The organism is Peribacillus sp. P4_B1, from assembly GCF_056402395.1.
Genome location: NZ_JBFUHM010000089.1, coordinates 1 through 9,562 on the forward strand (window position 1 = coordinate 1; position 9,562 = coordinate 9,562).

A 9,562-nucleotide genomic window follows, 5' to 3' on the forward strand; every position below is an offset into this window, starting at 1 on the left:
ATGAATAAGTGGATGCTCATCCTCTTTTAATTTTTGTATGGCTGGTGTCATCGTTTGAAATACAAGTTTATTGTTATTCGAATGCCCTAATACATAACTCACAATCGAATTATCGTATAAATCAATAATGGCGCTTAAATAAGCCTTTTTGCCATTCCCATATTTAAACTCCGTGACATCTGTACACCATTTTTGATTCGGTTGGTCTGCTATGAACTTGCGACTGAGTATGTTTTCTGAATGCGTCATTTTTATTTTTTAATAATGAAAACGCTAAATGTTTTTAGTATATCGTTTGTTTCTTCTTCGGTAATACCCATGTAGCGTAGGGTGACAGAAGGATAGGAATGATGCAGGATCTGTTGCAGAATGGTAATATCCTTCGTGGCTTTGTAAAACCAATAGCCAAATGTCTTTCATAAGGTATGATTTCTGACATACTACACGCCAGCAAACTCTGCGGCCTAATTTAACTGCCTGTAGGCCTGAGTTAGGCCTACCTTTCTGGACGGGAATAAATAGTAGGGACTCTGGACGTTTTTGGCATAGCAACAGACCTCCTGAAAGCAATTCGCGATATACATATCGCGGATTTTTTCTGCTTTGCCTTCCTTGACCCGGAGATCTTGTTTTGTTTGCCTTTGAGTTCCAGGATCTGTTGCTTGGTTAGTCGGAGCAAGGTCCCCGATACGGAGGCCGGTTTCACAGTATTCCCCACTCCTGTTCGACAAATGTGCATCCCTAATTATTTGAGCCTCTTCAAAGGGTTTAGAAACCAACTTCAAATATATCGAAGTAGTTGGTGTAGGGAGTTTTCCTACAGAATTCGAAACCTATGCTTCGATGGCGCCCATGGGACCCAGCCGATGGTGGCAAATGGAGTGGAATGATTCATTAGAAATGTATCCAATATGCCAAGTTTTGCTCTTCATGTACGGAGAAAGTAGTAGTGTTGCCTTAAACCTCAACAAGGATGAGAAGAGTTGCTGCTTTAGGAGCTAGTTAATAAAATGCCTAAACAATATCCATTTCAACATAGATCATACTTTTATTAATCACGCCTGATAACAATCTAATTAAAAATGGAGAGGGTTAATAAACCTCCCTTTTTTATTGTCTTCTCAAATATTAGATTAAGAATTTATCAGTAAAAATTTCCCCCTCAAAATCATGAATACAGTCGATCATATATTTTGATATAAAAGGGAACGGAAATGTATTTATGAAAAAAAACCTTATAAATTATTCATCACTAAAAACGGGATCTGCGATACCCATTATTTTAATCAAAGAAATTGTTGCTCTCATTTCTGACAGCTGGAGTTTTTCAAAGAAAGAAAAAAGGAAATCGTTTGGCTACAAAGCCGCAAAAAAGCTCACACAGTGGTTTATTATATCGACCATTACTCCAAAACCATGGTAACTCCATTGCATAAAAAGTGTAATGGAGTTTTTAATTTGGCACTAACCGACAGGTTGCGACGCTCGGCCACAGCCAGTTTGGGATTCTTGAATGTATAGCCTACTGGTCCCCGTTAAATAAAAAAGGACTAATTGGGCTTCTAACTAGACCGGAAGTTGTCCTATTGCATATAAAGGATTAATGAATGACAAAGGGAGGAAGCTTATGAAAATCCGAAAGGCCATTATTCCGGCCGCAGGCCTTGGGACCCGATTTTTGCCTGCAACAAAAGCTCAGGCTAAGGAAATGCTGCCGATTGTTGATAAACCAACGATTCAATATATTGTTGAAGAAGCAGTAGCTTCGGGTATAGAGGAAATTATTATCATAATCGGTAGAGGAAAAAGATCAATAGAGGATCATTTTGATAAATCCTATGAGTTGGAAGATGCACTTTTAAGAAAAAATCAGCTAGATATTTTAGAGGAAGTTCAGAAAATATCTAGTTTGGCAAATATCTATTATGTCCGCCAAAAGGAACCGATGGGGCTAGGACATGCAATTCTCTGTGCTAAAAGCTTCATTGGAAATGAACCTTTTGCTGTTTTGTTAGGGGATGACATCGTTATGTCTAAAACACCCTGTCTGAAACAAATCATCAGTGTTTTTGAGTATTGCAACAGTTCTGTCGTAGCTGTTCAGAATGTACCGGAAAAGGATGTCAGTAAATATGGAATTATTAAGCCAAAAGGTACAATGATTGAGCCTAACCTTTTTCATATCGATTCTTTGGTGGAAAAACCGAAAAAGGAAGAGGCTCCTTCCAGATATGCGATAATGGGGCGTTATGTTTTTAGACCTGAGATTTTTGAAACACTATCAAAGCTTCCGGTTGGACATGGTAATGAATTACAACTTACTGATGCCATAAATGAGCTAAATAAGCAGCAGGCCGTATTAGCATATAACTTTGAGGGAAACCGATATGATATTGGTGATAAAGTTGGATTCATTAAAGCAACAATCGACTTTGCTTTACGCAGGGATGATATAAGAGATGAAGTACTTTCCTATTTAAGGGATGTAATTAAGAAAGAAAACCTTCAGATTAAAAAGAGAGAGCTTGAATAATATGAAAATAGCCGTTTTGGGTACAGGTTATGTCGGGCTGTCCACTGGTGTTTGTTTGTCCGAAATAGGGCATAGTGTCATTTGTATCGATACAGATGAACAGAAAATTAAAAGTTTACGTCAAGGGGTTTCTCCAATATATGAACCGGGTCTGGAGAATTTGCTTGCTCAAAATGCCGCAGCGGGCAGACTGCTGTTTACAACATCTCATCGAGAGGCGCTAAATGGTGCCGAGATTATCATCATTGCCGTAGGTACACCGCAAATGGAGGATGGGGGAGCAGATTTATCGTATATTGTGCAAGCCGCGAAGGATATTGCTGCGAACCTAGTGCAGAGTTCAGTAGTTGTTATAAAGAGTACTGTGCCAGTTGGTACGAATGATTTTATTAAAAAAATTATGGAAGAACTTTGTAACGAAAAGGTCACCTTTAATATGGTTTCAAATCCTGAATTTTTAAGACAAGGATCAGCCGTTATGGATACGATGAAAGCAGATAGAATCATCATCGGTTCTGAAAATGATGAGGCGGCTAAGAAAGTCCAAGAAATGTATCGTCCGTTAAATGTACCATTTATACTAACAAGTATTAGAAGTGCGGAAATGATTAAGTATGCTTCTAATGCCTTTTTGGCGACTAAGATTAGCTTTATCAATGAAGTTGCCAATTTATGCGGAGCAGTAGGTGCAGATGTTAAAGATGTAGTAAAGGGAATGGGAAAAGATAAAAGGATTGGAGAAGCTTTTTTACAGCCCGGTATTGGTTATGGTGGATCTTGTTTTCCAAAGGATGTTAAAGCGTTGCTTCATACTGCCAAGTTAAATGGAGTACATTTTTCCTTGTTAAAAGAAACAGTAGCGATTAATGATTTTCAGCAGGAAATCCTTGTAACGAAAGCGATAAATCGCTTGGGGGATTTAAAAGGGAAAAAGGTTGCAATGCTTGGTCTTGCTTTCAAGCCAGAGACAGACGATATGAGGGAAGCGCCATCAATCAAAATTGCGCGTTCATTAACCAAACTTGGAGCAGAAGTGGTAGCTTATGATCCGGTTGCAATAGATAATGCGAAGAACATATTAGGGGATACAATTAGATTTGCCAGCTCAGTTCACGAAGCGACAGTGGATGCGGATGCTGTATTTATTGTTACCGAATGGAATGAGTTTAGACATTTAGATCTGGAGACATTGATGAACACAATGAAACAAAAGATTGTTTTTGATGGTAGAAATTGTCTTGAAGAAAATCGAATCAGAGCTTGCAAGAAAATTGAATATTATCCAATAGGAAGGCCAGCAATTGTTATTGGTATGACATAAAACGAAACTTTTTCTAACACTTTATTAACGAGAACATGATTTTTTAAAGCCATATATTAGGTTAACTTAACCATTCAATGAGGGAGTTGTTATTCTATAGGCGGGCAAACTGGCAATGCAGCACCTTTGATATAGTTCTTGGGTGCTTTTTTTATATTTCTTTAAATAAAAGAAAAATCTTCATCGACCATTAGAACCATAGAAAAACGTCAATTATTAGCATGTTATATTAGTATCATTGTTTGCAAATACTCTTGTGTCATAGCACTTACTTAACTCACCTTTATATTAAGTAAACGCATACTCACTGCCATTTAGCTTTACTGTATGTTATTAGTCCATGCGTACCTAAAGAGTACTGCATAATATACTTGAAAAGGTCCAGGAAATTTGCTTACTATGCATGAAAGGAGATCATTTATTTGCATACAGTTATGCATTTGAATTTAAGAGTCGACCCGACCCAATATATCTCACAGATTCGAGAGGTTCCTGATTATGATTATATTCATATGGTACGACAACCTAAGTATATGGTAGATCTTTCTCTTCTGAATGAGAAGGTTCATTATCTCAATGAAATTTTTTCTCCAAAGGAATATGTAGAAAGAAATAATATCTCCCTCCTACATGCTCACCATGGTCAATTAGGGGTATTATTACTTCCTTTTAAAGAAGAAACCAACCTTCCGTTGGTAACAAGTATTCGAGGCAGGGATGCAACCCTAGCTAATCAGCCCATTGGCTATCTAGATAACATGAAAATGCTATTTGATCGAGGTGAGCGTTTTTTTCCAGTTTGTCAGTATTTAGCTGATAGGTTAATTGCTTGGGGGTGTCCTCCAGAAAAAATTAGAGTGTTATACGGCGGTGTTGACCTTAACCAATTCAAATACCGAACTTCACCTAAAGAGGGCTTTCAAAACATTTTATCCATCGGTAGGTTGGTGGAAAAAAAAGGACACCATATCTTAATGCAAGCTTTTCAAAAAATCAGAGGTAAATTTCCAAATGCAACCCTGACAATTATCGGGAGAGGGGAGCTTAAAGAATATATCAATTCTTTGGCAAATGAACTTAATTTAGGAGATTCTTTTCGTTTATTAAATCATCTCCCTAAAGATCAAGTACGAGAACAAATGACCAATGCAGATATATTTTGCGCCGCTAGCTTAGAAGCTGCCGATGGAGATGTAGAAGGTATACCTAATACATTAAAAGAAGCTATGGCGGTTGGGGTACCAGTGATTTCGACCAATCATGCCGGCATCCCTGAATTAATAACAAATAAGAAAGAGGGAGTATTAGTACAAGAAAACAATGTAGATGAACTGGCAGAGGCTCTTGAATTCATGCTAACTAACAGAGAGCTGTGGGAAACATATACAGTAGCGGCTCGTCAAAAAATTGAACAAAACTTTAACCTCGTCCAACAGCTTCAACAACAAGCTGAATTTTATGATGAACTAGTAGCTCCTTATACAAAAGGTGAACAAAATTCAGTAACACCTAGCAAAAAGGATAAAAAGGATAAAAAGAACAAAAAAGATAAAAAAACCCTTAAGAATACTGAACAGCCTCAACAGCAAGTTAAATATGATGGCGAATCAGTAGAGCCTAGTAAAAAAGATAAAAAAGCCGAAAAAGTCAAAAAAGCCCTTAATTATATTCAGCAGCTTCAACAGCAGACTAAAGATAAAGATAAAGATAAAAAAGATAAAGATAAAAAAGATAAAGATGAATTAGTAGTAGCATCTAATAAAAAAGACAAAAAAGAAAACAAAGACAAAAAAGACAAAAAAGCTAAATATCAACAGCAGGCTAAAGATGATGAAACAATAGCATCTCGTAAAAAAGAAAAAAAGGCTCAAAAAGCTGAAAAAGTCAAAAAAGCCCTTAATAAAATTCAAAAGCTTCAAAAGCTTCAACAGCAGGCTAAAGATAAGCAGTCAGGAGGATGATCATGGAGGATTTTAAAACTATTACGGTAACCAAAGGTGAAAAATCCTTAGAAATTCACAATCCCACTACCTATCCGCTGATAGGAATGGGTGCTCAAGGTGCAGTATTTAAACTTGCAGAAGATAAATGTGTGAAAATCTATTCAGATCCGGTACAAGCGAGAATGGAGGAAGAAGCCCTTAAAGCAGGACAACATTTACCCTTTATGCCTGTGGTATATGATACAGGTTCAAACTATATAGTCATGGAATATTTTAATGCTCCAACCTTAAAAGAATACCTTAGAAATTGTACCTATATCCCTGATTCTATAGTAAAGAAACTTCTCTATATATTAAAGGAATTAAAACAAGCAAAATTCACCATGATAGATGCCCCTTTGCGCCATATTTTTGTCCTTGGTAATGAGGAACTTAAGGTAATTGACCATGTAAATTCCTTCAAAAGAATGCACCCTGTACCATTAAAATTATTAAGAGATTTAAAAATAATCCTGTTAAAGGACTCGTTCTTAGCCCAAGTGAAAACGCTTGAACCGGATACCTTCAATGAGTGGGAGAATTATTTCAATCAAAATAGTTTGGACTTTAGAAACATTCCTGTCCTCTCTGGAGGGTCAGGGAGTGGAGTAAAAGTGGATAGCGCTATTACACAAACACTAATTGGAAAAGGACATCAAGGTGCTGTTTATCGAGTGTCTGAAGACCAATGCGTAAAACTTTACGGGAAAACTGAACATGCAAATCAGGAAAAAAAGGTTCTCTTATCAAGTCAAGACTTGCCTTTTATCCCGAAAGTCTTTGAAACAGGACCAAATTATATTTTAATGGAATATCTATTAGGGCCTGATTTAAATACGTTTCTAAAAAAACAATCTGTACTTTCTGAGGATATAACAAGACGATTACTCTATATATTGAAAACAATGGAAACATCAGGTTTCAAACAAATTGATGCCCCACTTAGGCATATTATTATAACCAGAAATGGTTTTAAATTAGTCGATCATGTGTACTCGTTTTCACGTGAACAAAAAAGACCTCTCGAGTTATTTAAAGACCTGCGAGAAAGAAATTTTTTAGATTCTTTTCTAGAACAAGTGCAAGCAATAGATCCTGATACGTATGCTGAATGGACAAAAACACCAATCCCATTAGATGAAAATGAAAATACGCTTATGTAACTGAATCCTAACGAAAAAATTAAAAAGGTATTACTCCTAATTGTTGAAGTTTTAGTTATCACAAAAAATGAGCATATCAAAACCTATGGTGATTTTGCATTCAACGGTTTCCGAGAACGTTTTAGCTTAAACTTCATTCGTAGGTGCTAGTTCACAGCGGGTATAAGAGTGGAAAACTCATAAGGCTTAAAGCGAAAAAGGATATCATGTCATTGGTGGATTACGAATAAAACGTAAGTCTCTCCCCCATGAAGATTTTGAGTTTGCCCCCTCTTTATATCCGTCATAATGAACACTGTTCTGTTATTGTAAAGGATCGAAAGTATCAATATATATAAATACGGATGCTTACTCAGTGTTCCAGAAAGGTGTCAAAATCCAATTATATAGAAAGGATTGAAATCAATACTATGAACATTATAGTAACAGGGGCTGCAGGTTTCATTGGTTTCCATTTAACAAAACGTTTGTTAGCCCAAGATATCAATGTTATAGGAGTAGACAATATTAATGATTATTATGATGTTTCTTTAAAGAACAATCGACTCAAGATATTAGAAGAAAACCCTGATTTCGAATTCCATAAAATGGATTTGTTGGATAAAGAAAAATTAAATCAATTATTTAAAGACAGAACCATTGATATAGTCATCAACTTAGCAGCTCAGGCTGGAGTACGTTATAGCATAGACAACCCGGATTCTTATGTTAATTCCAACCTAGTTGGGTTTGTAAATATCTTAGAGGTCTGTCGACAAAATAATGTAAAGCACTTAATTTATGCATCCTCAAGTTCTGTATATGGAGCAAATATTAATATCCCCTTCTCAACCAAAGACCAAGTGGATCATCCAGTAAGTTTATATGCTGCCACTAAAAAGTCTAATGAATTAATGGCTCATACTTATAGTCATTTATATAATATTCCAACCACTGGACTCCGTTTCTTTACGGTGTATGGTCCATGGGGGAGACCTGATATGGCTTATTACTCTTTTACTAAAAATATTATTGAAGAGAATACAATAAAGGTTTTTAATAATGGGGATATGAGAAGAGACTTTACTTATATTGATGATATTGTTGAAGGAATAATCCGATTACTTGATAAACCACCGGTTTGTAATATTGGATGGGATAGAGCTAATCCTGATTCAAGTTCAAGTTATGCCCCATACAAAATTTATAATATCGGTAACAATAAGCCCGTAAAATTAATGGATTTCATTAACACATTAGAGAAACTAATTGGCAAAAAGGCAAAAATAGAGTTCTTACCAATGCAACCGGGAGATGTTAAGGAGACATATGCAGATATTGCCGATTTGCATGCTGATGTGGGGTTCTATCCTTCAACAAGAATAGAAGAAGGTTTAACTCATTTTGTAAATTGGTACAATAAGTACAATAAATAAGGAAAAAGAAGTAGTGAATTTATATTAGTGGATAAAAAATAATGATGGAATCTCTGCTTCAGTCAGTAAATTAAAAAATTTCAATCACCTCAACTTGATAATGATAACAAAAGATGAGGTAATGGCGTCAGGCCTTGAGGAAATATAATTCGGCATAGGTGAAATTTCAATAACGTTTAAAACCATCAAATGATCCACCGTCAAATTTAGCTGTCATTGACACTTTAGAAAAAATAAATCCTGGAGTTGGTGATGAAAGGTCAAATAACAGATGCCATTAATGAAATGATGAAAATTATAGAATGTCTATGGGGAAAACGATTGATGGAGAAAGATTCGATATTAGTAGATTTGAAGTGTACATGGCAGCAGATCAATATAATTAAAAATTTAATGAGTAAAAGCCTAAAATCAAATAAAAAGAGATAGGTAAATAGGTAAATTACATGCAAGCAAAAAGAATAATTAAAAATATGTTAGTTAATAAAAGGAGAAAGTAATTTGAACCCTAAAAATATGAAAACTCCATTGGAAGTTCTTAAGGAGTATAATTTGTCAGATTTTCTCATGACGTCCCTTACACGTAATTCTGCAAAAGATCTTCTATTCAAATTAAATCCTCTGTTTGAAAACTACCTTAAAGTTTGTTCTGAAGACCTACCATACAAAGACATTTATAAAGCTGATTCCATGTTCCCTCATGAATTTCACAAGCAAGTGAAACAAATTGAAGAACAAGGAAAAATAAAAAAATTAGGCAATTATCAAGAGCTATTAGTTTTAGCAGGACGCGAGAAGAGCAAATATGAATTTCTTGTTAAAGGGACTGAGGCTGGATGAAAACTATTGCTTATTTTGTAAGTGAAAACATTAAAACACACCAACGTTTTATATATAATCAAATCGTAAAAATAAGTAGCTATCGCTCAATCGTAATCGGCCCATTCGACGATACCAACCATACAGAATTCCCCTTTGAAAACTACTATAATTTAAACAAGATTAAAGATCTAGAAAATTTCTTCAAAGAACAAGAAATCATAGCCATTCATGCTCATCACGGAAAACATGGACAAGAAATTTTGCCTGTATGTGAAAAATATAATATCCCATTGATTGTTAGCATTAGAGGGCGCGATGGTTCTGAC

6 protein-coding genes and 2 pseudogenes are annotated in these 9,562 nt (G+C 35.6%); 7 read left to right on the forward strand and 1 reads right to left on the reverse strand.

From position 1 onward, the window contains the following. Nucleotides 1-237: pseudogene (locus AC1DVK_RS25605) on the reverse strand (DDE-type integrase/transposase/recombinase); the annotation flags it as partial. A 1,390-nt stretch (nucleotides 238-1,627) separates the two neighbouring features. On the opposite strand from AC1DVK_RS25605, the gene galU reads away from it, so the two are divergent. From galU to AC1DVK_RS25640, 7 genes and pseudogenes are all read left to right on the forward strand, one after another. Then, nucleotides 1,628-2,533, forward strand: a complete 906-nt coding sequence (gene galU, locus AC1DVK_RS25610) for a UTP--glucose-1-phosphate uridylyltransferase GalU (protein ID WP_477627696.1) — start codon at nucleotides 1,628-1,630, stop codon at nucleotides 2,531-2,533. Nucleotide 2,534: 1 nt separating this feature from the next. Further along, nucleotides 2,535-3,854 (forward strand): UDP-glucose dehydrogenase family protein, encoded by a 1,320-nt coding sequence (locus AC1DVK_RS25615; RefSeq protein ID WP_477627697.1) that lies wholly within the window; start codon nucleotides 2,535-2,537, stop codon nucleotides 3,852-3,854. A 422-nt stretch (nucleotides 3,855-4,276) separates the two neighbouring features. Continuing rightward, complete coding sequence (locus tag AC1DVK_RS25620; RefSeq protein WP_477627698.1) at nucleotides 4,277-5,815, forward strand: glycosyltransferase; 1,539 nt, start codon at nucleotides 4,277-4,279, stop codon at nucleotides 5,813-5,815. A gap of 2 nt (nucleotides 5,816-5,817) precedes the next feature. Continuing rightward, complete coding sequence (locus AC1DVK_RS25625) at nucleotides 5,818-6,999, forward strand: hypothetical protein (protein ID WP_477627699.1); 1,182 nt, start codon at nucleotides 5,818-5,820, stop codon at nucleotides 6,997-6,999. Nucleotides 7,000-7,409: 410 nt separating this feature from the next. Beyond that, nucleotides 7,410-8,414 carry an NAD-dependent epimerase gene (locus AC1DVK_RS25630; RefSeq protein ID WP_061463338.1) on the forward strand — a complete coding sequence of 335 codons (1,005 nt, stop codon included), beginning with the start codon at nucleotides 7,410-7,412 and terminating at the stop codon, nucleotides 8,412-8,414. 501 nt (nucleotides 8,415-8,915) lie between these two features. Further along, nucleotides 8,916-9,254 (forward strand): hypothetical protein, encoded by a 339-nt coding sequence (locus tag AC1DVK_RS25635; protein WP_061463337.1) that lies wholly within the window; start codon nucleotides 8,916-8,918, stop codon nucleotides 9,252-9,254. Further along, nucleotides 9,251-9,562 (forward strand): annotated as a pseudogene (locus AC1DVK_RS25640) (glycosyltransferase); the annotation flags it as partial. The gene AC1DVK_RS25635 and the pseudogene AC1DVK_RS25640, both read left to right, overlap by 4 nt.